This window comes from Actinomadura gamaensis (genome assembly GCF_042652125.1).
In the GTDB taxonomy this organism is placed as follows: Bacteria; Actinomycetota; Actinomycetes; order Streptosporangiales; family Streptosporangiaceae; genus Spirillospora; species Spirillospora gamaensis.
Genome location: NZ_JBHSIT010000005.1, coordinates 490,655 through 515,409 on the forward strand (window position 1 = coordinate 490,655; position 24,755 = coordinate 515,409).

Below are 24,755 nucleotides of genomic sequence, written 5' to 3' on the forward strand. Positions count from 1 at the left end.
GACGGGACGCCCCTAGGGTCGGCGCCATGAGCGGTGACTCCCCGCGCGGGCGGATCCTCGACGTGGCCACGCGGCTCTTCGCCGAGCTGGGCTACGACGGGACGTCCACGCGGCTGATCGCCGAGGCGGCCGGGCTGAACATCGCCACGGTCGCCTACCACGTCGGCAACAAGCGCGACCTGTACCTGGCGGTCATGGAACGGGCGCACCAGCGCGAGCGCGCCGCGCTGGAGGAGGCGACGGCCGACCTCACCCCGGACGCCGCGGGCGTGCTGCGGCTCCTGGACCGCTACGTCGACTTCTGCGCGGCCAACCCCGACATCCCCGCGCTGTGGGTGCACCGGTGGCTGTCGGACGCCTCCGACGTCGCGCACCTGGAGAACGCCTACGTCCAGCCCCTGATGGAGATGGTCGCGGACGCCGTCGCCAAGGCCGCCGGGGACGACGTGGACGTCGAGTACCTGGTGTGGAGCGTCATCTGGTGCACCCACGGGTTCGCGCGCGGCGGCGTCCTGCGCGGTGACGGCGAGCGGCACCGGATGGACGACCCGAGCGCGCTGATCCGCTTCCGCGCCCACATGCGGCGGATGGTGACCGCCACCCTCGGACTCTCGACGTGACCGCCCCGTCGCGGCCGTCGCGGCCGTCGCGCCTGCCGCGGCGGGCGCTGCTCGGCTACGGGATCGGCTCGGTCGGGACGGGCGTGTTCTCCGCCGTGCCCGGCCTGCTGCTCCTGTACTACCTGACCGATGTCATGGGCGTCGCGGCGGGCGTGGCCGGGGCGGTGCTGGTCGTCCCGAAGGCCTGGGACGTCCTGCTCAACCCGGTCGTCGGGGCGGCGAGCGACCGGGAGGCCGTCCGCACCGGGCGGCGGACCCGGCTGCTGGTCAGCGGCGCGGTCGCGCTGCCCGTGCTGTTCGCGGCGATGTTCGCCGTCCCGGTGGACCGGCCCGGCTTCGCGGCGGTCTGGTGCGGCGCGGCGTTCCTGCTGGCGGCGAGCGCGTTCGCCTGCTTCCAGGTGCCCTACGTGGCGCTGCCGGCCGAGATCTCCGAGGTCCCGGCCGAGCGCGGCCGCGCGATGGCGTGGCGGATCGTCTGCCTCACGGCCGGGATCCTGCTCGCGGGCGGCCTCGCGCCCGCGCTGTCGGACGCCGCCGGGGGAGGCCGCGCCGGCCACGCCGTCATGGGCGTAGCCGTCGGGCTGATCATGGGCGCGGCGATGCTGGCCAGCGCGCTCGCGACCCGCTGGATTCCCGCGCGGCCCGGCCCGCGCCCGCTCGGCCTGGCCGCCGCGCTGCGCGCCGCGCGCGGCAACCGCCCGTTCTTCGCGCTGCTCGGCGCGTTCGCGTTGCAGTCGCTCGCCGTCGCGGTGATGCTGGCGGGCGCCCCCTACGTCGCGGTGTACCGGCTGGACGACCACGGCCTGACCTCGGTGATGTTCGTGTGCATGGTCGGGCCGAGCGCGGTCGCCGTCCCGCTGTGGCGGCGGCTGGCCGCGCGCTACGGCCACGTCGCCTGCTACCTCGCCGCCGTGGTGCTGTTCGCGGTCGCGGACGCGGCGCTGATGCCCGCCGTCACGGCCGGGTCCACCGGGATCGTCCTGGCGCTGACGGCGCTCGTCGGCGTCTGCTACGCGGCGCTGCAACTGCTGCCGCTGTCGCTGCTGCCCGAGACCGTCCGCGCCGACGCCGGACGCACCGGGCAGGCGCAGCCGGGCGCGTTCACCGGCATCTGGACGGCCGCGGAGACCGGCGCGATGGCCCTCGGGCCCGGCGTGTTCGCGCTGATCCTCGCGGTCACCTCGTTCCGCTCGTCCGACCTGGACGTTCCCGTCCGGCAGCCGGGCCCGGCGCTGACCGGGCTGACGGCCGGGTACACGCTCGTCCCGGCCGCGCTCCTGCTGCTGAGCGTCCCGATGCTGCTGGCCTATCGCGGGCTGGCCGCCGCCCACCGACCCACCGGAGAGCCGCAACCCCATGCCGCCTGAAACCGCCTCACCCGCCACCGCCCGAAGCGCGCTGCCCGAGACCGGGCGTCCGGCCGCCGAGGTGCTCGCCGAGCTCGCGCGCCTGCGCGAAGGGGACCTGCCCGTGCGCGGCGGCAAGGTCACCGCGTACGTGTACGACACCGGACGCGACGCCGTGCACGACCTCGCCGCCACCGCGCACCGCGAGCTGCTGGAGGTGAACTGCCTCGACCCGACCGCCTTCCCCAGCATCGTCGCGCTGGAGCGGTCGGTCGTCGCGGCGGTCGCGGAGCGGCTCGGGGGCGGCGCGGCCACGCCCGGCGTGTTCACCAGCGGCGGCACCGAGTCGATCATGCTGGCGGTGAAGGCGGCGCGGGACGCCCGTCCGGTCGATGGACGGCCGCAGCTCGTCCTGCCCGCGACCGCGCACCCCGCGTTCCGCAAGGCCGCGCACTACCTGGGCGTGGAGGCGGTGACCGTTCCGGTCGATCCGGACACCTACCGCGCCGATCCGGACGCCGTCCGCGCCGCGCTCACGCCGCGGACCGTCCTGGTGGTGTGCTCCGCGCCGTCCTACCCGCAAGGTGTCATGGACCCGGTCGCGGAGATCGCCGCGGTCGCCGCCGAGGCGGGCGTGCTCTGCCACGTGGACGCGTGCGTGGGCGGCTGGGTGCTGCCGTGGCTGCGCGAGGCGAGACGGGACGTGCCGCCGTTCGACCTGTCCGTGCCGGGCGTCACGTCGCTCTCCTGCGACCTGCACAAGTACGGGTACGCCCCGAAGGGCGCGTCGGTGGTGCTGTTCGCCGACGAGGCGCTGCGCCGCCGCGCCTACTACGCGTCCGCCGAATGGCCCGGCTACACGGTGATCAACGCGACCGTGCAGAGCAGCCGGAGCGCGGGTCCGCTCGCCGCCGCCTGGGCGACGCTGCGCGCGCTCGGCGCGGACGGCTACCGCGAGCTGGCCGCGACCGCGACGGCGGCGGCCGACCGGCTGCGCGAGGGCGTCGCGGGGATCCCCGGCCTGCGGGTGCTCGGCGACCCGGCCGTCCCGCTCGTCGCGGTGGCCTCCGACGATCCCGCGGTGGACGTCTTCGTCCTCGCCGACGAGGCCCGCGCGCGCGGCTGGTTCTTCCAGCCGCAGCTCAGCTACCAGGGCATTCCGCCCAACCTGCACTTCACGCTCACCGGCGTCACCGACGTGGAGGCGCTGCTGGAGGCACTCGCGGGCGCCGCCGAGGCCGCCCGCGAGGCGGGTCCGCCCGACGTGCCGTCCGACCTGGTGGACGCGCTCCGGGCCCTCGACCTGGACGGCATGACCGACGCCGACTTCGCGGGCCTGCTCCAGGCGGTCGGCGTCGACCTGGACGGCGGCGGCGAGCCGGAGATGGCCTTCGTGAACACCGTGCTGGACGCTCTGCCGCCCGAGATCCGGGAGGGCCTGCTGATCCGGTTCCTGTCGGTGCTGTACTCCGGCGCCCCGTGACCCGGTGGCGCCCCGTCCGGGGGAGATGTCCGGATCTCGTGACGTGACGGCGACATGATCGACATTGGCTGCATACTGGGCCGGTGATGACCGGCCTGCGCGTGCGGATGGCGGCGGCGTTCGCCGCCGTCGCGCTGCTCGCGTCCGTCCTGGCGTCCGGGGTCGGGTACGTCCTGGTCCGCCGGGCCATGCTGGAACGCACGCAGGACGCGGTGGTGACGCAGGTCCGGCAGGCCGTCGCGCGGCAGGTGCCCGTCCAGATGCCCGCCGACGCGGGCCGCACGCTGTCGGGGAACCTGGAGCGGGCGCTCGGCACGCCGGACGGACGGCAGCGCGCCTACGCCTTCCCGCTGCCGCTGACCACGCCGGTGCGGGCCGTCCCGGCGGGACGCCTGCACGTGCCGGTGCCCGCCGCGTTCGTCACCCGCGCCACGCGCGAGACGGTCGCCCAGCGGGTGCGGTACCGGGGACGGCCCTACCTGCTGGTCGGCACGTTCGTGACCGGATACGTCACGGCGGCGACCGACCCGCAGCGGACGACCCCGCCGATCGTCCTGGTCAGCGTCAGCCTCGGCCGCGAGGCCGCCGACCTGCGCTCGTTCACCCGGGCGATGGCCCTGGCCGACGCCGCCGCGCTGCTGTTCGCGCTCCTCCTGGCGCTGCTGGCCGCCCGCGGCGTGCTGCGCCCGGTGCGCCGGCTCGGCCGCGGCGCGCGGGCGCTGGCCGAAGGGGACCTGTCGACGCGGGTGCCCGTCCGGGGCCGGGACGAGCTGGCCGACCTGGGCCGCACGTTCAACCGGGCGGCCGAGGCCCTGGACACGACCGTCTCCGAGCTGCGCGCGATGGAGGCCGCCGCGCGCCGGTTCGTCGCGGACGTGTCGCACGAGCTGCGGACGCCGCTCACCTCGATGACCGCGCTCACGGGCGTCCTGGAGGAGGACCCGGACGGGACGGCGGCCCGCCTGGTCGTGGCCGAGACGCGGCGGCTCGGCACGCTGGTGGAGCACCTGATCGAGATCAGCCGGTTCGACGCGGGCGCCGCCGCGCTCGTCCTCGACGACGTGGCGGTGGCCGAGGCGGTCGCGGCCGGCCTCGGCGCGCGCGGCTGGACCGGCCGGGTGGAGGTGGCCGTGCCGGGCGACCTGATGGCGCGCATCGACCCGCGCCGGTTCGACGTCATCGTGGCGAACCTGGTCGGGAACGCCCTGCGGCACGGCCGTCCGCCGGTGCGCCTGGAGGCCCGGCGGCTGGCGCGCGGCGGCGTTCCGGGGTTCGAGCTGTCGGTCACGGACGAGGGTCCGGGCATCCCCGCCGAGCTGCTGCCGCTGATCTTCGACCGGTTCGTCAAGGCGGAGGCGGCCCGCTCGCGGAGCGAGGGGAGCGGACTGGGGCTGGCGATCGCGCGGGAGAACGCGCAGTTGCACGGCGGGACGCTGGAGGCCGCCTCCGAACCGGGGGAGGGCACGACGTTCACGCTGTGGCTGCCGCTGGAGGCGGCGGAATGAGGCCGGCACGCCTCCTCGCCCCGGTGGCGGCCCTGATAGCCCTGGGCGGGTGCGGCATCCAGCCCACCGGCGTCTCGGGAGTGGCACAGCTGCCCGCCGCCCAGGGACCGGTCGTCACAAATAAGATCTACTTTGTAAAGGGCGGCGGCCTGGTGCCGGTCCTGCGACCCGGACTGCCGGGCTCACCGCTGATGCCGCTGTGGCAGCTCGGCTACGGGGTCACCGACAACGAGCGCAAGGCCGGGTTCACCAGCACGCTGCCGGGCGTGGGCATCGCGACCGGACTGCCCGACTCGTCCCTCCACCAGGTGCCCGCGCCGGACGCCCCGCCCGAGGCGCCGCCCCCGGCCGACCAGGATTCGGGCACGGTGACCGTGGCGCTCCAGACCACGATCCGCCCGGAGCGGTGGCCGCGCGAGTGGAAGGCCCAGATCGCCTGCACCGCCGAGGCGATCCCCGGTGTCCGGAAGGTCGAGCTGAACATCTTCGACGGGCGTCCCGGGCTGGTGGTCCGCTGCGACGACTTCCGCGACCTGCTCAACTCCGGTCCCGGATAGCGCCAGTTAACGATCATGAGAGGTTTGGGACCGGCTCCACCGGTTAACGCCTGAGCGGGGGTGCGCACAGGCGGAGGCGGCATGACCACTCTGGAGGACCGGGCCGACGACAGCGTCGAGCGGGCGCTGGCGTCGCACCGCAAGGGGACGCGGGTCGGGGACGTCCTGGCGACGACCGACCACAAGGTCGTCGGCTACCTGTACCTGGCGACGGCGTTCACGCTGTTCCTGATCGCGGGCCTGATGGCCATGGTGATGCGCGCCGAGCTGCTCCGGCCGGGGCTCCAGGTGGTGTCGGCCGAGCGGTACGACCAGCTGCTCACCATGCACGGCACGATCATGCTGCTGCTGTTCGCGACCCCGACGTTCGCGGGGTTCGCGAACGTGCTCGTCCCGCTCCAGATCGGCTCGCCGGACGTGGCGTTCCCGCGCCTGAACACCCTCAGTTACTACCTCTTCCTGTTCGGCTCGCTGCTGGTGCTCGGCGGCTTCGGTGCGCCGGGCGGCGGGGCGGCGTTCGGCTGGACGGGCTACGCGCCGCTGTCGTCGGCGGCGCACTCGCCCGGCGCCGGCCCGGACTTGTGGATCATGGGGCTGGTGCTGTCCGGCTTCGGGACGATCCTGACCTCGGTCAACCTCATCACCACCATCGCCGCCATGCGCGCCCCCGGCATGATCATGTTCCGGATGCCGATCTTCACCTGGAACGTGCTGCTGACCTCGGTGATGGTGCTGATGGCGTTCCCGGTCCTGACCGCCGCGCTGCTGGCGCTGGAGGCCGACCGCAAGCTCGGCGCGCACGTCTACGACGCCTCGCACGGCGGCGCGATCCTCTGGCAGCACCTGTTCTGGTTCTTCGGGCATCCGGAGGTCTACATCGTCGCGCTGCCCTTCTTCGGGATCGTCACCGAGGTCATCCCGGTGTTCTCCCGCAAGCCCGTCTTCGGCTACTTCGGGATGGTGGCGGCGACCATCGCCATCACCGGCCTGTCGATGACGGTGTGGGCGCACCACATGTTCGCCACCGGACGGGTGCTGCTGCCGTTCTTCTCCCTCATGTCGTTCATGATCGCGGTGCCGACCGGGGTGAAGTTCTTCAACTGGATCGGCACGATGTGGCGCGGCCGGATCCGCCTCGACACGCCCATGCTGTTCGCGGTCGGATTCCTGGTGACGTTCCTGTTCGGCGGGCTGACCGGCGTGATCCTGGCGTCCCCGCCGCTGGACTTCGACCTCACCGACACCTACTTCGTGGTCGGGCACCTGCACTACGTGCTGTTCGGGACGATCGTGTTCGCCACCTTCGCCGGGTTCTACTTCTGGTGGCCGAAGATGACCGGCCGGCGGCTCGACGAGACCTGGGGCAGGATCCATTTCTGGACGCTGTTCGCCGGCTTCCAGACCACGTTCCTGGTCCAGCACGTGCTCGGCGTCCAGGGGATGGCGCGCCGCATCGCCGACTATCCCGACCATCTCGCGACGCTCAATCTCGTCTCGTCGATCGGGTCGTTCGTGCTCGGCGCGTCCACGTTCGCGTTCCTGTGGAACATCTGGCGGACGCACCGGCACGGCGAGCGGATCGAGGCCGCCGACCCGTGGGAGGGCGGCAACTCCCTGGAGTGGGTCACCTCGTGCCCGCCGCCCCGGCACAACTTCGAGGCGATGCCCGCGATCCGGTCGAACCGTCCGGCCTTCGACCTGCGCTACCCGACCGAGGCGCCGCCGCAGAAGGCCGAGATCGCCACGCCGTCCGCGCGCGACGGCGAGGACTGACGGCGCTCAGTCGTCGAGCTTCTCGGTCGTGGACGGCGCGGACGGCGTGGACGGCGGACGGTCCGTCCTGCCCTGGCCGCCCCCGTGGACCTCGCTCTGGTAGTCGAGGTAGAAGCGGTTGGTGCGGGTGCGGATCTGCGCCCTGATCCGGCCGGGCGTGGGCAGCGGGATGATGTGGTCGGGGTAGGGGCGGACCAGTTCGCGCGGCTGGCGGGCGCGGAGCAGCGCGACGGTGTCGGCGGACGGCACGTCGTGCCGCTCGCTGAAGCCGCCGTCCGGCGTCCGGGTGATGAGGCCGCTCTCCACGCCCTCCTGGCGCTTGCGCAGGTCGCTGCGTTGCAGGCTGAGGCAGATCCGGCGGGTGATGACGAACGCCAGGATCGGGAACAGGAAGAACCCGACGCGGAAGAACCACACGGTCGTGTAGAGCGGCAGCCGGAAGGTGTCGGCGAGCACGTCGTCGCCTCCGGCCGCCCACAGGTTGCCGTACCAGGCGATCCCGGCGGCGCCGAGCGCGGTGCGCGTCGCGGCGTTGCGCGGGCGGTCGAGCAGGTGGTGGACGCGCCGGTCCCCGGTCGCCAGGCGCTCGATGAACGGGTACAGCGCCAGGACGGTCAGGAAGACCCCCGGCAGCGCCACGGCGGGCACGAACACGTTCCACGAGACCGTGTGGCCCCACAGGGTGGTGGACAGCCGGGGCATGATCCGCAGCGCGCCCTCCAGGAACCCGACGTACCAGTCGGGCTGGGAGCCGATCGAGTCCTGGTCGGGCTCGTACGGCCCGTACAGCCAGACCGGGTTGATCTGGAGGAGCGCCCCCATGGCCGCCAGGACGCCGAACACGGTCAGGAAGAACGCGCCGCTCTGGGCCGCGAACGCCGGGTACGCCGGTTCGCCCGACACCAGGGGCTCGCGCCGCCCGCGGCCGGGCCACTGGGTGTGGGTCTGGTGCCACAGGATCATCAGGTGCGCGGTGACCAGCGCGAGCAGCAGCCCCGGGATCAGCAGGACGTGCACCGGGAACAGGCGGGAGACGATCTCCTCGCCCGGGAACTCGCCGCCGAACACGAACATGGCGAGGTACGTCCCGGCGACCGGGATCGACAGCACGATGCCCTGCATGATCCGCAGGCCGGTGCCGGAGAGCAGGTCGTCCGGCAGCGAGTATCCGGCGAACCCCTCGGCCAGGGCGAGGGCGAACATCGTCACGCCGATCAGCCAGTTCAGCTCGCGCGGTTTGCGGAACGCGCCGGTGAAGAAGATCCGCAGCAGGTGCGCGCAGATCGCCCCGATGAACACCAGCGCCGCCCAGTGGTGGATCTGCCGGATGAGCAGCCCGCCGCGCACGTCGAACGAGATGCGGAGCGTGGAGGCGTACGCCTCGCTCATCCGGAGGCCGCGCAGCGGCGTGTACGAGCCGTCGTAGATCACCTTGGCGTCGCCGGGATGGAAGAACAGCGTCAGGTACGTCCCGGTCAGCAGCAGGACGACGAAGGTGTACAGCGCGATCTCGCCGAGCAGGAACGACCAGTGCTTGGGGAACGCCTTGCCCAGGTTCCGGTCGAGGAACGCGGCCGTGCCGAGCCGCTCGTCCGCCGCCCGCACGGTCGTGAGGACGGCGCGTCCGGCCCGTCCGTTCGGCCGTTTCGCTTCGCCTCCTGCTCGCTTGGGCTCGTCCTCCGTCTTATCGTGCGGCATCGCTCTCGCCTCGGCGTCGCTGGGGGATGACCGTGTAGCGCGGGTCCTCGGCGGACTGGCGTCCGGCGTGGAAGACGCCGAAGCGGGTGCAGGCGGAGGCGGCCAGCAGTGCCGCGCCGCTCGCCACGGCGGCCGGACGGCTGCGTCCGGCGAGCAGGACGGCCGTGGCCGTCCCCGCCACGGTGAGCGCCTCGGCGGCGCGCATGTACCGTCCGGCCTGGCCTTCGCTGTACGGTTCGCCGACGAGCCCGAGCCGGTGCTCCATCACTTTCGCCGAGGCGATTTCGAGCAGCCCGCCCGCCAGCGCGGCCGAGCGCGCCGGGCCGTTCTGGGCGGTGGGGGAGACGGCCAGGGCCATCCCGGACGCGGCGGCGAGGCCCGAACCGGCGAACAGGAACGGCATCTGCCGGTATCCCTCGTGCCAGGACGGGACGGCGGTGTCGCAGGCCAGGACGGCGGTGTAGGTGAGCACGCCCGGCCCGAGCCCGGCCGCCGCCGCGGTCGCGGCCCGGTCCAGGACGGTCGCCGCCGAGACGAGCCGCCGTCCGAGCCACCGCTGACGCCGCGCCTCCTGCGCCACGACGGCGGCGCCCGCCGCCGGGCCGTACGCCGCGAGCAGCCACGAGCCGACGCTCATCGGCGAGGTGAGCTTGGCGACCCGCAGCATGTGGTGGAAGCGTTCGGGCCGTCCGAGGTCGTGGATCAGGGCGGCGGTGGACCCGGCGATCGCGACGAGCGAGGAGACCTTCATCGCGCGCGCCATCCGGGCGCGTCCGGTGAGCTGCGCGCCCGCGGCCAGCATCGACCCGGCTCCGGCGAGGCCGCCGAGGAAGAAGTAGCCCGCGATGTCGCGCGGCTCCCAGGTGATCTGGTTGAGGATCGGCTTGCCGTAGTAGGAGGTGAACTCCGCCTCGGGCACGACCGGCCGCTCGCCGCGCCGCCCGCCGCGCCCGTTGCGCCCGTTGCGCCCGCTGCGCCGCCCGCGCCTGGTGCGGTGGCCGTCCAGTCCCTGGCCGACCAGCGCGGACCGGCCCTGCCGTTCGCCCTCGATGCCGTCCTTGGTGACGTCCGATGTGCTCATCGCCGACCTCCTCGCCGTCCGGCCCGCCGGCCCGATCCGGTGCGTCCGTGCGCGGCGAACACCGCGACCACCGCGCTCGCCGCCGTGAGCGCGGCCAGTCCCGCGTGCCGCCACATGGACGGCAGGTCCCGGGTGGTGACGACCGGGTCCGGCGGCAGGCCGTAGACCTCCGGCTCGTCCAGCAGCAGGAAGAACGCGCCGTCGCCGCCGACGCCGTCCTCGGGGTCGTGGCCGTAGAGGCGCGCGTCCTCGACGCCGACCTCGTGCAGTTCCTCCACCCGCGCGGCGGCCCGCTCGCGCAGCTCGTCGAGCGGGCCGTACTGGATGGAGTCGGTCGGGCACGCCTTGGCGCAGGCGGGTTCCTGCCCGGCGCCGATCCGGTCGTAGCAGAGCGTGCACTTCCACACCCGCCCGTCGTCCGGACGCTGGTCGATGACCCCGTACGGGCAGGCGGGCACGCAGTAGCCGCAGCCGTTGCAGACGTCCTCCTGGACGACCACCGTCCCGAACTCGGTGCGGATCAGCGCGCCGGTCGGGCACACGTCCAGGCAGGCGGCGTGCGTGCAGTGCTTGCACACGTCCGAGGCCATCAGCCAGCGCAGGTCGCCGTCGCCCTCGGCCGCGGCGTTGCCGAGCGGCTTGCTCTGCTCGACGAACGCGACGTGCCGCCACGTCGAGGCGCCGAGGCCCTGGGTGTTGTCGTAGGACATGCCGGTGAAGTCCAGGCCGTCCTCGGGGACGGCGTTCCACTCCTTGCACGCCACCTCGCACGCCTTGCAGCCGATGCAGACCGAGGTGTCGGTGAAGAAGCCCATCCGCGGCGGCGCGTCGCGGTGCCCGGCGTCGCCCGCCGGGTCCGGCTCGGCGCCCGCGAGCAGGTTGCGTCCCACCAGTGAGCCGGTCATCCCCTGACCTCCATCCCGGTCCGCTCGGTGATCCCCGCGCGGCGGCGGTACTCGGCCAGCAGCCGCGGCACCGCCGGTCCGCGCGGGCGGCGGCCCGGCCGGATGTCGGCGCTGAGGGCCTTGACCTCCTGGATGTGCACGTTCGGGTCCAGGGCGATCGCGGTGAGGTCGTTGGCCGCGTCGCCGGTGGTGTAGCCGTTCGGCCCCCAGTGGTAGGGCACGCCGATCTGGTGGACGGTGTGCCCGCCGACCGTCAGCGGCCTGATCCGGTCGGTCACCAGGACCCGCGCCTCCACCACGCCGCGGGCGCTGACCAGGTGCGCCCAGCCGCCGTGCTCCAGGCCGCGCTCGGCGGCCAGCGCGGGCGACACCTCGCAGAAGAACTCCGGCTGGAGCTCGGCGAGGTAGGGCGACCAGCGGGTCATGCCGCCCGCGGTGAAGTGCTCGGTGAGCCGGTAGGTCGTGACGACGTACGGGAAGACGTCCGCGCCGGACTCCTCCGGCCCCGGATGGAACCGGTTGTCCTCGCGGGAGAACACCTGCCGGACCGGGTTGCGCTGCTGCCCCCGGTACAGCGGGTTGCGGACGGGCGAGTCCTGCGGCTCGTAGTGCGTGGGCAGCGGCCCGTCCACCAGGCCCGCGGGGGCGTACAGCCAGCCCTTGCCGTCGGCCTGCATGATGAACGGGTCGATGCCGCTGATGGCGTCCACGCCCTCCGCGCCCTCGGGCGGACGGTAGGACGGCGGCCGGTCGGCGACGAAGTCCGGGACGTCGTGCCCGGTCCAGGTGCCTTTTTCGGCGTCCCACCAGACCAGGGCCTTGCGGTCGCTCCACGGCTGCCCGTCCGGCGCGGCCGAGGCCCGGTTGTAGAGGATGCGGCGGTTGGCCGGCCAGGCCCACGCCCACTCCCGCGCCGTCCACTCCTGCTCGGTGTAGGGCTTGCGGCGGGCCGCCTGGTTGACGCCGTCGGCGTAGACGCCGCAGTAGATCCAGCAGCCGCAGGAGGTGGAGCCGTCGTCCTTGAGCTCGGTGTAGGCGCTGAGCGGGCCGCCCCCGGCCCGGCGGCCGTTGATCTCGGCGAGGACGGCCTCGGCGTTCGGCTCCTCGATCGTCCCCTCGGTCGGATAGTCCCAGGTGAGGTCCAGGACGGGCCGGTCCCTCGGGTCGTCGGAGCCGGCCAGCCGCCGCCGGACGCGCCGTCCGAGGTGGTACATGAACCACAGGTCGCTGCGGGCCTCACCGTCCGGCTCCTTCGCGGCGAAGTGCCACTGGATCATGCGGTTGGTGTTGGTGAACGACCCGGCCTTCTCGACGTGCGCGGCGGCGGGGAAGAAGAACACCTCGGTGCCGATGTCCTCGGTCCGCAGCTCGCCGGTCTCGATCTCCGGGCCGTCCTTCCACCAGGTGGCGGACTCGATGAGCGAGAAGTCGCGGACGACCAGCCAGTCCAGCTTCGCCATGCCGAGGCGCTGCATCCGGGCGTTGGCCGAGCCGACCGCCGGGTTCTCGCCGAGCAGGAAGTAGCCCTTGCAGGTGCCGTCGAGCTGCGCCAGGACGGTCTCGTACGTGCTGTGCGAGCCGGTCAGCCGCGGAAGGTGGCCGAAGCAGAAGTCGTTGTCGGCGGTCGCGTTCTCGCCCCAGTACGCCTTGAGGAGGCTGACGACGTAGGAGCGCATGTTCGCCCAGAAGCCCTTGTCGGTGCTCACCGCCCCGATGAAGTCGTCGAGGCTCTCATGGGAGTGCGCGTGCGGCATCGGGATGTAACCGGGCAAAAGGTTGAAAAGCGTCGGGATGTCGCTCGACCCCTGGATGGACGCGTGCCCGCGCAGCGCCTGGATCCCGCCGCCCGGACGGCCGATGTTGCCCAGCAGGAGCTGCAGGATGCACGCCGTTCGGATGTACTGCGCGCCGGTGCTGTGCTGCGTCCAGCCGACCGCGTAGACGAACTCGCTCGTCCGGTCGGGCCCGGAGTTCTCCACCAGCGCGTCGCACACGGCGCGGAAGGCGTCCTGGGAGATGCCGCAGGTCTCCTCGACCATCTCCGGGGTGTAGCGCGCGAAGTGACGCTTGAGGACCTGGTAGACGCAGCGGGGATGCTGGAGCGTCGGGTCGGCCTTCGGCTCGCCGTGGTAGGCCGCGCCGCCCGACCCGTGCGACTCCGACCGTCCGGACGACACCACGTCGGACTTGTTGCCGGCGCGCTCCTCGTACAGCTCGTCCCGCTCGCCCGAGGCGGCCTGGATCTCCGTCCCCTCGTACTGCCAGGTCGTGACGTCGTAGTGGCGCGAGTCGGCGTCCAGGCCGGAGAACACGCCGTCGAGGTCCTCGGTGTCCTCGAAGTCCTCGCCGACGATCGTGGCCGCGTTGGTGTAGTTGAGCACGTACTCGCGGAAGTCCGACCCGGTGGACAGCACGTGGTTGACGATCCCGCCGAGGAACGCGATGTCGGTGCCCGCCCGGATCGGCACGTGCAGGTCGGCGACCGCGCTCGTCCGGGTGAACCGCGGGTCCACATGGATGATCTTCGCGCCGCGCGCCTTCGCCTCCATCGCCCACTGGAACCCCACCGGATGGCACTCGGCGAAGTTCGACCCCTCGATGACGATGCAGTCGGCGTTCTGCATGTCCTGGAGGAAGGTCGTCGCGCCGCCGCGCCCGAACGAGGTGCCGAGCCCGGCCACCGTGGAGCTGTGGCACACCCGCGCCTGGTTCTCGATCTGGACGACGCCGAGCGCGGTGAACAGCTTCTTGATGAGGTAGTTCTCCTCGTTGTCCAGCGTCGCGCCGCCGAGGCTCGCGATCCCGAGCGTCCGGTTGACGCGCATGCCGTCCTGCTCGTCCTGCCAGGTCGCGCGCCGGGTGGCGAGGACCCGGTCGGCGACCATGTCCATCGCGGTGTCGAGGTCCAGCCGCTCCCACTCGGTGCCGTACGGGCGGCGGTACAGCACCTCGTGCCGCCGCGCCTCACCCGTGGTGAGCTGGAGGCTCGCCGAGCCCTTGGGGCACAGCCGACCGCGGCTGACCGGGGAGTCCGGGTCGCCCTCGATCTGGACGATCTCGTTGTCCTTGACGTAGACGTTCTGCGCGCAGCCGACCGCGCAGTACGGGCAGACGGACTTGACGACCTTGTCGGCCGTCGCCGTCCGGGGCGCGAGCGCGCGCGTGCGCGGCGACATCGCCGCCGCCCCCCGGTCGAGCGGATCGTCCCCCGCGAGCTGGCGGTAGACCGGCCAGCCCTCGAACCAGGCACGCACTCCCATGGCGACCTCGCGTCCTCCGGATGGATGAAGGTGTGACCGCGGCCACGTCCCCGGAAAAACGCCTCCTACACCTCGTCCCGGCGCGGTGATCGGAATCGGATGATCTGCGGGAGTGGCCGGAACGCCGCTGGTCAGGGCGTTTTCGGCACTCCGGAGGGATCATCGGCCCGGCGCGAAGTCGGGTGGGACGAGTGCGGCCGTCCCGTCCATTCGGTGGCGGCGGCGACGATGATCGCGGCGAGGGCGTCCGGCTCGTCCCGCGCGATGAGATGCCCGGCGCCCGGAACGCTAGCGGTCGTTGCATGAGGAACAAGGCTTAAGAATCGCTGGACGTCCTCGCCGCTGAGCGCCGACCGCTCGCCGCCGCGGACGAGGAGAACCGGCACGTCGAGTTCGGCCGCCGCCTTCCGGAGCCGGGGCGCCTGGTCGAGGATGTCGTCCACGAGCGGCTTGAAGACCTGGAGCGGGTCGCGCGCGGCAAGGAAACGCCGCACCCGCTCGGGATCAGGGTCGGGAACGACGTCCACAAGAACCAGCCCGACGACCCCACCTTCGACACCCGGACAACTAGCGCCATCCCGCCCCTCCGCGCCATCCCGCCCCTCCGCGCTATACGGCCCGCCCGCGCCGTGAGGGGCGTCCGTCCCGCGGGTGCTGTCCGCGTTGGGCGGGCGGCGTGGGTCGGGCAGACTTTGCCGACTCTCCAGCGCGGCGAGGGCGGCGAGGCCGCCGAGGGACGCGCCGACCACCACGCACGCGCCCGGTTCGGTGTCCAGCATGGCGCGGACGTCGCCCGCGACGGCGTCCAGCGTCCGTGCCGAGCCGGTGCTCTCACCGTGGCCACGCTGATCGAAGGCGACACACCGAAAACCCGCGTCGGCCAGGACGCGGGTGACCGGATCCCACACTTGGCGGCGCTCTCCGCCGGCGTGGAGCAGCAGGATTCCCGGTCCGGCGCCGATCTCGTGGCCCCGCAGTACAGCGTCCGGCCGCGCGATGAGCCGCGTCCGGGGGAGTGCCTGACCCGTCACCGTGCCTCCTCGCGATGCCGGGCGACGGCCCTCGTGGCCTGCCTTGAGGCATCGAGGTAAAACCTAGGGATCTTGCCTTGGCCGGTCAAGGTAAACTGGACGGCGTGACGGGCCCACGTGTGCGCCGCGGTCCGGACGAGGCGCGGCGCGTGATCCTGGAAGCCGCCGAGGAACTCCTGCTCAGGGGCGGGGTGGCCGCCGTCCAGGTGCGGGCCGTGGCCGCCCGCGCCGGCATGACCGACGCGGGCGTCAACCACCACTTCGGCGGTCGCGACGGCCTCCTCCAAGCCCTCCTGCGCCACGGCGGCCGCAAACTCCGCGCAGGGGTGGGAGAACTCCTCGACTCCTGGCTGGACGGTCCTCCCGACCTGGCCAAGCTCGTCGAAACCCTGGCGGCCTTCTACCGCAGCGGCTACGGCGAACTGGCCGCGGCCCTGCACGCCGCCGGGTGGCGCGACGAGGGGAGCGGCATGCTCACCCCGGTCGTCGAAGCGCTCCACGCCCTCCGTCCCGACGCCGCGCACGTCCCCGTCGAGGACACCCGCCTGGCCGTCGCCGCCCTCCACCAGGCCCTCGCCCTGGACCCCCTCTACGGCCGCGAGTTCCGCCGCAGCGCCGGCCTCCCCGACGACGCCTCCGCTCAACTCCGCTGGTGGACCACCCACCTGACCCGCGCCCTCGGACTGGGCTGACGACCGCCGGTCGCGATCGAGTACTGAACCTGCCAGGCCCGTGTAGGCCGCGACTGTCCCGCCGACGGTGGCACGGTCACCCCGGCCCTCGTTAGGAACCACAGCACCACGGGTTGGTCCGCGAGGTGGACGGCCCAGGGCCCGTGCCATGACATCGGCTGCGTTCAGCAGATCGACGCGCGCTCGGGGGCTGGTCAGGGCTCGTGGGCGGGCCTTGGGCTGCGCGTTCATGTCCCAGGCAGAGGGGGTTGGTTTTGTTAGAGGGTCTTGCGTTTGAGATTGACTGTCGCGCGATTGCGTTATAGCTTCTAACGGAAGCGAAGGACGCTAGTGAACGGGAGAGTCGCCATGAACGGTCAGGGGCTGGTGGAGGTCGTTCTGCCGGGGGTCGTGGAGCCGGAAGGGCTTCAGGTTCGGCGGGGGACGGTGCCGGTGGCCGGGGAGGGGCAGGTCGTGATCGCCATGGAGGCGACCGGGGTGTCGTTCGCGGAGCAGCAGATGCGGAGGGGGCGGTACTACGATCAGCCGCCGTTCCCGTTCGTGCCCGGTTATGACCTGGTCGGACGCGTTGCTTCGGCCGGTCGGGGAGTTGACGCGGGGCTCGTGGGACGGCGGGTCGCGGCGCTGGTCAAGGTCGGCGGGTGGGCCAGCCACGTGGTCGTCGACGCGGCGGACGTGGTCGAGGTGCCCGGCGGGGTGAGCGCGGCGCAGGCCGAGACCGTCGTCGTCAACGGCATCACCGCCTGGCAGATGCTGCATCGCACGGCTCGGGTGACGGCGGGGCGGACCGTCCTGGTGCACGGGGCCGGGGGCGGAGTGGGGCTGATCCTGGTGCAGCTCGCTCGCGCGGCGGGTGTGAAGGTGATCGGGACGGCCTCGGCTCGGCATCACGACGCGTTGCGGGAGCTGGGCGTCACGCCGGTGGACTACCGCGCCGGGGACGTGCCCGCGCGGGTTCGCGAGCTGGCTCCCGGGGGAGTGGACGCCGTGTTCGACCATGTCGGCGGGCGCAGCGTCATCGACTCGTGGCACCTGCTCGCGCGCGGCGGCACGCTGGTGTCCTATGGCACGGCGTCCACGCGGGACGACAGTGGTTCCAAGCAGTGGCCGGTGTTGAAGATCCTCGCGAGGACCATGGTGTGGAACGCGCTGCCCAACGGACGCCGTGCGCACTTCTTCAACATCTGGGCCGGCCGGAAGCTGCGCACGGAGCAGTTCCGGGCTCGGCTGCGCGCTGACCTCACCGAGGTCTTCGCCGCGCTGGAACGCGGCGACCTCTCGGCGCCCATCGGCGCCGAGCTGCCGCTCACCAGCGCGGCCGAGGCCCTGCGCCTGGCCGAGTCGGGCACCGTCACCGGCAAGGTCGTCCTGACGGGATGAACCGGTGGCGGTCTCCCAACCGATCACCTTTTTCGGACGTCCAAAGCAGGCGAAGGGGACGTCGCGGGCCTCCGCTCCTCGGCGAGGGGACGGGGGCCGCGGGACGTCGGCACAGGTCGCGCGCTCCTCCCGGGTGTCCTCCAGGGCAGGTGAGAGAGGCCGGACGGCCCGGTGATCGGTTGCTTATCGGTTGTTGATCACTGCCCTCAAGACTGTCCGGGTGAACCAGCGGGGAGCGGGATTGAGCAGGTCGTGGAAGGTGCCGGTCGGGTGTGTGCTCGCGCTCGCCGTGGCGTTGGGGATGCTCGGCCCGCCCGCCGAGGCGTTCTCGGTGTGCTCGCCGGGCTGGTCCTGCGTGTTCGGCGACAACGGCGAGCAGGACGGGTTGTGGGCCACCAACAACGGCGACTACGACCACGACATGGCCGGTGAGGCGTGGAACGACCGGACGCGGTCGGCGGTCAACCGGGGCAGCGGCTACATGGGCCTCTACCGGGACTCGCCGTACCAGGGGCTGGTCGCGTGCCTCCCGCCCGGGACGCGGAACTACCACATCCCGTTCGGCGTGGTCACCGGCATCCGGTACCACCCGAGCCGGGTCGCGGCCTGCGGGGCGGCGCCGAAGAAGACGCCGCACAAGGCCCCGCCGACGACCCCTCACAAGAAGACCACCGAGGACAAGCAGGCGAAGAGCCCGTCGCCGAAGGACACCGACAAGGTTCAGGTGCCGAGCGACGGCCCGACGCTCCCGCCGAGCACCCAGCCCAGCGCGTCCGTCCTGCCGCTGCCGCAGGTGGCCCAGGGTGACCAGGCCAAGGGCCAGGTGCCGGTGGCCGCGACCGGTCCGGAGAGCCACGAGAAGAAGGACAACACCGCCACGGTGGTGGCGATCGTCGGCGCTGGCGCGGCGGTCGTGCTGCTCGGGCTGCTGGTCGCGGGCCTGCTGGTGGCGCGGCGCAAGCGGGGGCCCGTCAGCCGTCCGCGCCGGGTCGCCATCGGCCCGGAGGATCTGCGGGCCGTCGACCGCGGGCTGCGGCTCCTCGCCGTGGACTGCGCGGACCTGAACAAGCCGCTGCCGCGCGTGCGCGCCGTCGCCCTCCGCGACGCCGAGCTCGTCGTGGTCCCGGCCGAGCCGAGCAGCGACGCCCCGACCCCGTGGAAGGCCGCCGCGGACGGCACGACCTGGCGGCTGCCCGTCAGCGAGATCACCGAGCTGACCGACGACGTCCGCAACGCGCCCGCGCCGTTCCCGCTGCTGGTGCCCGTCGAGCCGGGGACGTGGGTGAACCTGCTCGCCGTGCCCGGCCCGGTGTCGCTGGCCGGTTCCCGCTCCGCCGTCCGCAAGAGCGCCCGCGGCCTCGCCGAGGGCCTGCGCCAGGGCCCGTGGAGCACCGGCGTGCGCATCCGGACGGTCGGGACGGTCGACATCGGCAGCGCGGCCGAGCCGGAGACCGGGACCGGCGACGGCACGCCCGAACACGGCCGCGTGGTGTTCATCGCCGACGACATGCGCGCCCCGCGCGAGGCCCCGCCCGGCGGCGCGATCGTCGCGCTCGGCGAGGTCAGCGGCTCGGGGACGCGCTGGTCCGTCCGCGCCGACGGCACCGTCCGGGACGCCGAACCCGTCCTTTCCGGCCGCGAAGCCGGAACACCGGAAGGCGCCCCGGAGCCCGGCGACGCGTCCGCGAACGAGCAGCAATCCGCCTTCCCGGGCGATCAGCCGACTCCGGCCGCGAACGATCAGCGAACTCCAGTCGCGGGTGGTCAGCGAACTCCGGTCACGGATGAGCAGCGATCTTCGGTCGCGGGCGGTCAGGGATCTCCGGTCGTAGATGAGCAGCGGTCTGCGGTCGCGGATGGTCAGCGGTCGGGATCGGGAAGCGCTCAGCCGGTCGGACGAGGAGACGCCTCCGCGTCGAACGGACGGAGCGCGGCGGCTTCCGACGCCAAGGCAGAAGATCCGTTCGCGCAGGACGGCGGGGCCGCGCGGGTCGATCCGTTCGAGGAGAGCAAGGGCGCCGCGCGAGAGCTGCCGTTCGAGGCAGGCGACGTGTCCTTCGGGCAGGGCAAGGCGTCCGGGCAAGGCGAGCCGCCGGCGCGGGGAGAGTCATCCGCGCACGGGGGGCCCTCAGGGGCCGAGAAGGGGAGCGGCAAGTGACGACGACGGTAAGTGCGGTACGGGTGGCGGTGCACGCGCCCGATCCGATCTCGCTGGCCGGGGTGACCTCCGGCCTGCGCGGGCGGCCCGAGCTGAACCTCGCCGCGGACGACGACGCCGAGGTGCGGGTCGTCGTCGCCGACACGATGGACGAGACGGCGCGCGGCCTGCTGCGCCGCGCCGCGCGGACCGGGCAGGCGCGGACCGTCCTGGTCGTGTCCGACATCAAGGAGGCGCAGCTCCTGGACGCCGTGGAAGCGGGCGTCGTGGCGATCCTCTGGCGGCGCGAGGCGGGCGCGGACGCGCTGTCGCGCGCGGTGCTGGCCGCCGCGCGCGGCGGCGCCGACCTCCCGCCCGACCTGCTCGGACGGCTGCTCAAGCAGGTCGGACGGCTGCAGCGCGGCGTCCTGCACGCGCAGGGGTTCACCTCCGCCGGGCTCGCCGAGCGCGAGCTGGAGGTGCTCGGGCTCGTCGCCGAGGGCATGGACACCGCGGAGATCGCGGCGAAGCTGTCCTACTCCGAGCGCACCGTCAAGAACGTCCTGCACGGGTTGATGAGCAGGCTGCACCTGCGGAACCGGGCGCACGCGGTCGCCTACGCGATCCGGGAGGGGTACCTCTAGATGATCCACGAGGTGGACGAGGCGCTGCGCGCGGTCATCACCGAGCGGGCGCTGCCGTCCGGCGAGGTGCGGGTCGCGTTCGAGGCGCCCAACCGCGAGTGGGCGGCGGCGCGGAACACGCCGACGGTGAACGCCTACCTGTACGACATCCGGGAGGACGTGTCGCGGCGCGAGCGCGGCGCGGTGCCGGTGTACGGCGAGAACGGGCGGGTGGTCGCGCGCCGCCAGCCGCCCCGCTACTTCCGGCTGTCCTACCTGGTCACGGCCTGGACGAAGCGTCCCGAGGACGAGCACCGGCTGCTGTCGGCGGTGCTGGCGTGCCTGCTGCGGCACGAGACCCTGCCCGCCGACGCGCTGCCGCCCGGCGGGGTGCTGGCCGAGCTCGGACTCGTGGTGCCGGTGACCGCGGCCGTCCCGCCGCCGGAGTCGCGGTCGATCGCCGACATCTGGTCGGCGCTCGGCGGCGAGCTGAAGCCGTCCCTGGACGTGGTGGTCATCGCGCCGATGCCCGTGTCGCCCGAGTACGAGGTCGGCCCGGCGGTCACCGACAGCATCGCGGTCACGGTCGGCGACATCGACGGACGGCTGCCCGACCCGCCGCTCCGGACGAGCAGGTTCGACAAGTGACCGTGCAACTGGACCACGACGACCGGACGGCGACCTACATCGAGCAGCGGCTCGGCCTGCTGCGCGAGCGGGTGCGCCTGCTGGTGGAGCGGCGCAGCGCCGGCGACCCGACCGCCGAGGACCCGTTCCGCGGGCTGTACCTCGCGCCGGAGACGGCGGCGTGGCTGGCCGAGCAGGGATCGCCGCTTCCGTACCGCGACGCCGTCCACGACCGGGCCGTCGAGGACCTCGGGGAAGGCGACGGGCGGCTCCGCGAGCTGGCCGCCGCCTTCGGGCTGGACGAACTGGACGTCGAGATCCTGCTCGTCGCCGCCGCCCCCGACATCGACCGTTCCTTCGAGTCGCTGTACGGCTACCTGAACGACGACGTGAGCCGCCGGCGCGCGACGGTCGGGCTCGTCCTCGACCTGTGCGGATGCCCGGCGGGGTCGGCCGCCGCTCGGGCGCGGTTCGCGTCCGGCGCGCCGCTGGTCGCGAGCCGCCTCCTGATCGTGGAGGAGGCCGAACGGCCGTTCCTGGGCCGCTCCCTGCGCGTCCCCGACCGCGTCACCGACCACCTCCTCGGCGGCGACACCCTGGACGGCGACCTCGTCGGAGTGGCGACCCTCGAACCCGCGCCCTCTGAACCGCGGCGTCCCACGCAACCCGGCTCCGACCGACCGCGTTCCGACGAGTCGGGCGCTGAGCGGGGGCCTTCTGGTGGGACCGGCGTTGACGGCGACGACCTGGCGGGCCTGACCCGGTGGCTGGCCGGCGACGGCTCGGGGCTCGTCTACCTGCGTGAGGAGCGTCCGGGCGCGGGAGTCACGGCGGCCTGTCGTGCGCTGGGCGCCGCGGGCACGCCGGTGCTGCGCGCCGAGCCCGGCGGCCTGGACGCGGACAAGGTCCCGGTCCTCCTTCGCGAGGCCCGCCTCCGAGGCGCGGGCGTGGTCGTCGGACCCCTGGACGGCTCGACGGCCGCAGGCGCACTCGTCCGAGCCTTCGGCGCAGACCACACGCTCAGCGCGGGTCGCGCGGGCGGCGCGTTCGGTGGGCGCGGCGGCGCGGGCTTCGCGAACGGCGCGGAAGACGCGGAAGACGCGGGTGGCGCGGTTCGCGCGGGCGGGGCGTTCGGTGTGCGCGGCGGTGCGGGTTTCGCGAACGGCGCGGAAGACGCGGAAGACGCGGGTGGCGCGGGTCGCGCGGGCGGGGCGTTCGGTGTGCGCGGCGGTGCGGGTTTCGCGAACGGCGCGGATGACGTGCAAGACGCGGGTGGCGCGGTTCGCGCGTCCGGGGCGGTGGGGGGTTGGCGGGTGCCGGTGGTGTTGGCGGGGGCTCAGCCGTTCGAACCGTCCTGGTCGCAGGCGCAGCCGCTGGTGCTGGAGATCTCGGCGCGGACGGCGGCGGGCGCCTGGGAGGCGGAGCTCGCGCGGGCGGGCGTGGACGTCGAGGGCCTCGGTTTCGACCTCGCCGCCGCGACCGCGACGTACCGGTTCGACGTGCCGCAGATCCGCGGCGCCGTCCGCGCGGCGGTCGACTACGCCGTCGTCGAGGACGTGCCGCTCGCGCCCGTCCACCTGCACCGGGGCGCGCGGCTCCAGAACGCCACCGGGCTCCAGAAGCACGCGCGCCGGATCCGTCCGGCGGTGGGCTGGGACGACCTCGTCCTGCCGGACGAGCAGCGCGGCCAGCTCCTCGAACTCGTCTCGCGGGCGCGGAACCGGGACCGGGTGCTGGGGGACTGGCGCCTGCGCGCGGGCGGCGGGCGCGGACGCGGCGTCGTGGCGATGTTCGCGGGCGAGTCGGGCACCGGCAAGACCATGTCGAGCGAGGTCGTCGCCGCCGACCTCGGCCTCGACCTGTACGTGGTGGAGCTGTCGGCCGTCGTCGACAAGTACGTCGGCGAGACCGAGAAGAACCTGGAGAAGATCTTCACCGAGGCGGGCCGCCTCGACGCGGTGCTGCTGTTCGACGAGGCCGACGCGGTGTTCGGCAAGCGGTCGGAGGTCAAGGACTCCCACGACCGCTACGCCAACCTGGAGAGCGCCTACCTGCTGCAACGCCTCGAATCGTTCGACGGGATCGCGATCCTCACCACGAACCTGCGCGCCAACATCGACGACGCGTTCACCCGGCGGCTCGACCTCGTCGTCGACTTCCCGTTCCCGGACGCGCGGCAGCGGCGGGCGCTGTGGGAGCACGCGCTGGCCCCGCCCGTGCCCTGCGGCGACGACATCGACCTGGACCGCTGCGCCCGCGAGTTCGAGCTGGCGGGCGGCTCGATCCGCGGTGCCGCGACCACCGCCGCCTACCTGGCGGCGGGCGCGGACCGTCCGGTCTCGATGGAGGACGTCCTGGCCGGCGCGCGCCGCGAGTACCGCAAGATCGGCCGCCTTCTCCCCGGTGACATGGAGTACTGACCCGGCCCCTGCCTCCGGGCGTCCGGCGGACGGGCCGGACGGCCCGGACGGGCCGGGGGCGGGGTCAGTTGACGTTGCGCCACTTCTGGTTGTCGCCCTGGTTCGGGACGAAGACGTAGACGGCGTGGCCGTCGTCGGCGTTGTCGAGGCAGGCGTTCCGCTTCGGGTTGCGGACGCAGTCGGGCGTGCGCGTCCAGATGTCGGAGTCGCGGCACTCGACCATGATCGCGGCGTAGGAGTACTTCAGGTAGCCGGTCTGGTCGGACGTGCTGAGGCACAGCCCGTTCTTCTTGTTGCGCAGCCGCCAGTCGCCGCCGGTCTTGACCCAGGCCCAGCGCTGGTTGTCGCCGTCGTTGCACTGCATGACGTACACCGAGTGCCCGTCGCTGGCGTTGTCCAGGCAGCCGCCGTTGCGGGAGTTCACCACGTGGATCCACGCGACGGCGGGCTTGCGCTTCTTGTTGCCGCCGCCTCCGTCACCACCACCCCCGCCGCCCTTGTCGTCGTCCGAGGGCTTGCTGGACGGCTTGTCCTTCGGCTCGTCGGTCGGCTGGTTCGTCGGCGTGTTCGGCGTCGGGGTCGGCATGGTGACCTGGTTGCCGGTCGGGTTGAGCGCCTGGTAGCCCTCGCGGGCGCGCGAGTCGAAGCGCGGGATGAAGGCGAACCAGGCCGCGACGAACGCCAGCACCCCGGCGAACAGCAGCGAGAACAGCCCCAGCAGCCAGCGCGGCAGGACGGCCAGCTGGACGTAGGTCCCCGGCACCGACAGCGGGTCGCTGCCCGACCGCTGGACGTCGATGCTGTAGGGGTGCGACTCGCGCGAGCCGAACCACGACACGCGCGGCGGGCGGACCCGGCCCTTCACCCAGGCGGCGCGGCCCGGCTCGATCTGCACGTGGGCGGGCTGGAGCGTGAAGCTGAGCTGCCCGCCGTTGTCCTTGCCGAGCAGCGACGCGGTGACCTTGGTGTTGCCGAAGTTGTCCACGGCGAACCTGGGCCGCGCGCCGAACCGTCCGCGCACGGTCTGCGGGAGCAGCTCGGCCCGCAGCTCGGTGAACGGCGTGAGCGTCAGGGTGCCCTCGACCACCGTCTTGAGCTGGTGCTGCTCGGTGGGCGTGACCTCGACCGCGAACGGGTGCGACCCGGCCGCGGCGTCCGGGCTGCGCGGCGGCGCGAAGGTGATCTCCGCGGTGCCGGTCGTGCCGGGGTAGAGCCGGACGACTCCCGGTTCCACGCGGGCCCACCGTCCGGTCTCGCCGGCGACGGTGATGCGGTACTCCTCCACCAGGTCGGTGGTGTTGCGCAGGCGCAGCGTGACCGAACCGGCCGCACCGGGATCCACGGTGATCGAGGCGGGTTCGAGGGACGTCCAAATACTCACCGCCCGCACTCTAAGCAGGCCCGGACGCGGCCGGAATGCCCCGCCGGGCACACGCGCGGGCAGACCGCCGTGCCCCTTGGTCCCGCGGGTGCGGCCGTCCGGGCGGGGAGGCCGTGACCCCGCCGACCGCGGTCCGGCGGGCCTTCCGGACGCGGGGACGCGCGGGCAGCGAACGTTGCCCCCGCGTGCATCCGGACGTCCCTGGACAATCTCCGGCACGGCCGCGCAGCATGGCG

General features: G+C 73.3%; 18 protein-coding genes. 12 read left to right on the plus strand and 6 right to left on the minus strand.

The window, feature by feature from the left end:
- Positions 1 to 26 precede the first annotated feature (26 nt).
- From ACFPCY_RS19940 to ctaD, 6 genes are all read left to right on the plus strand, one after another.
- Complete coding sequence (locus tag ACFPCY_RS19940; protein ID WP_378257237.1) at positions 27 to 620, plus strand: TetR/AcrR family transcriptional regulator; 594 nt, start codon at positions 27 to 29, stop codon at positions 618 to 620.
- Positions 617 to 1,987, plus strand: coding sequence for an MFS transporter (locus ACFPCY_RS19945; RefSeq protein ID WP_378257239.1), 1,371 nt, complete (start codon positions 617 to 619; stop codon positions 1,985 to 1,987). Before ACFPCY_RS19940 ends, ACFPCY_RS19945 begins: the two co-directional genes overlap by 4 nt.
- Entirely contained in the window at positions 1,977 to 3,449 is a 1,473-nt protein-coding gene (locus ACFPCY_RS19950) for a pyridoxal phosphate-dependent decarboxylase family protein (RefSeq protein WP_378257240.1), read from the plus strand. Before ACFPCY_RS19945 ends, ACFPCY_RS19950 begins: the two co-directional genes overlap by 11 nt.
- A gap of 86 nt (positions 3,450 to 3,535) precedes the next feature.
- Positions 3,536 to 4,954 (plus strand): sensor histidine kinase, encoded by a 1,419-nt coding sequence (locus ACFPCY_RS19955; RefSeq protein ID WP_378257242.1) that lies wholly within the window; start codon positions 3,536 to 3,538, stop codon positions 4,952 to 4,954.
- On the plus strand, positions 4,951 to 5,511 hold the full coding sequence (locus tag ACFPCY_RS19960; RefSeq protein ID WP_378257244.1) for a hypothetical protein: 561 nt from the start codon (positions 4,951 to 4,953) through the stop codon (positions 5,509 to 5,511). Before ACFPCY_RS19955 ends, ACFPCY_RS19960 begins: the two co-directional genes overlap by 4 nt.
- Positions 5,512 to 5,592: 81 nt before the next feature.
- Positions 5,593 to 7,284: an aa3-type cytochrome oxidase subunit I gene (gene ctaD, locus ACFPCY_RS19965; protein ID WP_378257246.1), complete on the plus strand. Its 1,692-nt coding sequence runs from the start codon at positions 5,593 to 5,595 to the stop codon at positions 7,282 to 7,284.
- Positions 7,285 to 7,290: 6 nt separating this feature from the next.
- Here ctaD and qcrB read toward each other — a convergent pair whose 3' ends face one another.
- From qcrB to ACFPCY_RS19990, 5 genes are all read right to left on the minus strand, one after another.
- Positions 7,291 to 8,982 (minus strand): cytochrome bc1 complex cytochrome b subunit, encoded by a 1,692-nt coding sequence (qcrB, locus tag ACFPCY_RS19970; RefSeq protein ID WP_378257247.1) that lies wholly within the window; start codon positions 8,980 to 8,982, stop codon positions 7,291 to 7,293.
- Positions 8,969 to 10,063: an NrfD/PsrC family molybdoenzyme membrane anchor subunit gene (nrfD, locus tag ACFPCY_RS19975; RefSeq protein WP_378257249.1), complete on the minus strand. Its 1,095-nt coding sequence runs from the start codon at positions 10,061 to 10,063 to the stop codon at positions 8,969 to 8,971. Before nrfD ends, qcrB begins: the two co-directional genes overlap by 14 nt.
- Positions 10,060 to 10,878 (minus strand): 4Fe-4S dicluster domain-containing protein, encoded by an 819-nt coding sequence (locus tag ACFPCY_RS19980; protein WP_378257523.1) that lies wholly within the window; start codon positions 10,876 to 10,878, stop codon positions 10,060 to 10,062. The genes nrfD and ACFPCY_RS19980 overlap by 4 nt, the downstream gene beginning before the upstream one ends.
- A gap of 86 nt (positions 10,879 to 10,964) precedes the next feature.
- Positions 10,965 to 14,228, minus strand: coding sequence for a formate dehydrogenase (gene fdh / locus ACFPCY_RS19985; RefSeq protein WP_378257251.1), 3,264 nt, complete (start codon positions 14,226 to 14,228; stop codon positions 10,965 to 10,967).
- 131 nt (positions 14,229 to 14,359) lie between these two features.
- The gene (locus ACFPCY_RS19990) at positions 14,360 to 15,259 is read right to left on the minus strand and encodes an alpha/beta fold hydrolase (protein ID WP_378257253.1); all 900 of its coding nucleotides are present in this window, start codon (positions 15,257 to 15,259) and stop codon (positions 14,360 to 14,362) included.
- Between the two features lie 104 nt (positions 15,260 to 15,363).
- On the opposite strand from ACFPCY_RS19990, the gene ACFPCY_RS19995 reads away from it, so the two are divergent.
- The 6 genes from ACFPCY_RS19995 (at position 15,364) to ACFPCY_RS20020 (ending at position 23,138) form a co-directional block, all read left to right on the plus strand.
- On the plus strand, positions 15,364 to 15,951 hold the full coding sequence (locus tag ACFPCY_RS19995; RefSeq protein ID WP_378257254.1) for a TetR/AcrR family transcriptional regulator: 588 nt from the start codon (positions 15,364 to 15,366) through the stop codon (positions 15,949 to 15,951).
- Positions 15,952 to 16,299: 348 nt separating this feature from the next.
- The gene (locus ACFPCY_RS20000; RefSeq protein WP_378257256.1) at positions 16,300 to 17,331 is read left to right on the plus strand and encodes a medium chain dehydrogenase/reductase family protein; all 1,032 of its coding nucleotides are present in this window, start codon (positions 16,300 to 16,302) and stop codon (positions 17,329 to 17,331) included.
- A 241-nt stretch (positions 17,332 to 17,572) separates the two neighbouring features.
- A complete protein-coding gene (locus ACFPCY_RS20005) occupies positions 17,573 to 19,489 on the plus strand; it encodes a peptidase inhibitor family I36 protein (RefSeq protein ID WP_378257258.1) in 1,917 nt (638 codons plus the stop codon).
- Positions 19,486 to 20,112 (plus strand): helix-turn-helix transcriptional regulator, encoded by a 627-nt coding sequence (locus tag ACFPCY_RS20010; protein ID WP_378257260.1) that lies wholly within the window; start codon positions 19,486 to 19,488, stop codon positions 20,110 to 20,112. Before ACFPCY_RS20005 ends, ACFPCY_RS20010 begins: the two co-directional genes overlap by 4 nt.
- Entirely contained in the window at positions 20,113 to 20,739 is a 627-nt protein-coding gene (locus ACFPCY_RS20015) for a Pvc16 family protein (RefSeq protein WP_378257262.1), read from the plus strand. It abuts the gene before it with no gap.
- Positions 20,736 to 23,138, plus strand: a complete 2,403-nt coding sequence (locus ACFPCY_RS20020) for an ATP-binding protein (RefSeq protein ID WP_378257264.1) — start codon at positions 20,736 to 20,738, stop codon at positions 23,136 to 23,138. The genes ACFPCY_RS20015 and ACFPCY_RS20020 overlap by 4 nt, the downstream gene beginning before the upstream one ends.
- Positions 23,139 to 23,202: 64 nt before the next feature.
- Here ACFPCY_RS20020 and ACFPCY_RS20025 read toward each other — a convergent pair whose 3' ends face one another.
- Entirely contained in the window at positions 23,203 to 24,519 is a 1,317-nt protein-coding gene (locus ACFPCY_RS20025; protein WP_378257266.1) for a ricin-type beta-trefoil lectin domain protein, read from the minus strand.
- Positions 24,520 to 24,755 lie beyond the last annotated feature (236 nt).

Bases quoted from the DNA above. Each gene is read 5' to 3' on its own strand.
- qcrB (WP_378257247.1), bottom strand. From the start codon at position 8,982: ATGCCGCACGATAAGACGGAGGACGAGCCCAAGCGAGCAGGAGGCGAA.
- ACFPCY_RS20000 (WP_378257256.1), top strand. From the start codon at position 16,300: ATGAACGGTCAGGGGCTGGTGGAGGTCGTTCTGCCGGGGGTCGTGGAG.
- ACFPCY_RS19955 (WP_378257242.1), top strand. From the start codon at position 3,536: ATGACCGGCCTGCGCGTGCGGATGGCGGCGGCGTTCGCCGCCGTCGCG.
- ctaD (WP_378257246.1), top strand. From the start codon at position 5,593: ATGACCACTCTGGAGGACCGGGCCGACGACAGCGTCGAGCGGGCGCTG.
- ACFPCY_RS19950 (WP_378257240.1), top strand. From the start codon at position 1,977: ATGCCGCCTGAAACCGCCTCACCCGCCACCGCCCGAAGCGCGCTGCCC.
- ACFPCY_RS19980 (WP_378257523.1), bottom strand. From the start codon at position 10,878: ATGGGCTTCTTCACCGACACCTCGGTCTGCATCGGCTGCAAGGCGTGC.
- ACFPCY_RS19960 (WP_378257244.1), top strand. From the start codon at position 4,951: ATGAGGCCGGCACGCCTCCTCGCCCCGGTGGCGGCCCTGATAGCCCTG.
- fdh (WP_378257251.1), bottom strand. From the start codon at position 14,228: ATGGGAGTGCGTGCCTGGTTCGAGGGCTGGCCGGTCTACCGCCAGCTC.
- nrfD (WP_378257249.1), bottom strand. From the start codon at position 10,063: ATGAGCACATCGGACGTCACCAAGGACGGCATCGAGGGCGAACGGCAG.
- ACFPCY_RS20015 (WP_378257262.1), top strand. From the start codon at position 20,113: ATGATCCACGAGGTGGACGAGGCGCTGCGCGCGGTCATCACCGAGCGG.
- ACFPCY_RS19940 (WP_378257237.1), top strand. From the start codon at position 27: ATGAGCGGTGACTCCCCGCGCGGGCGGATCCTCGACGTGGCCACGCGG.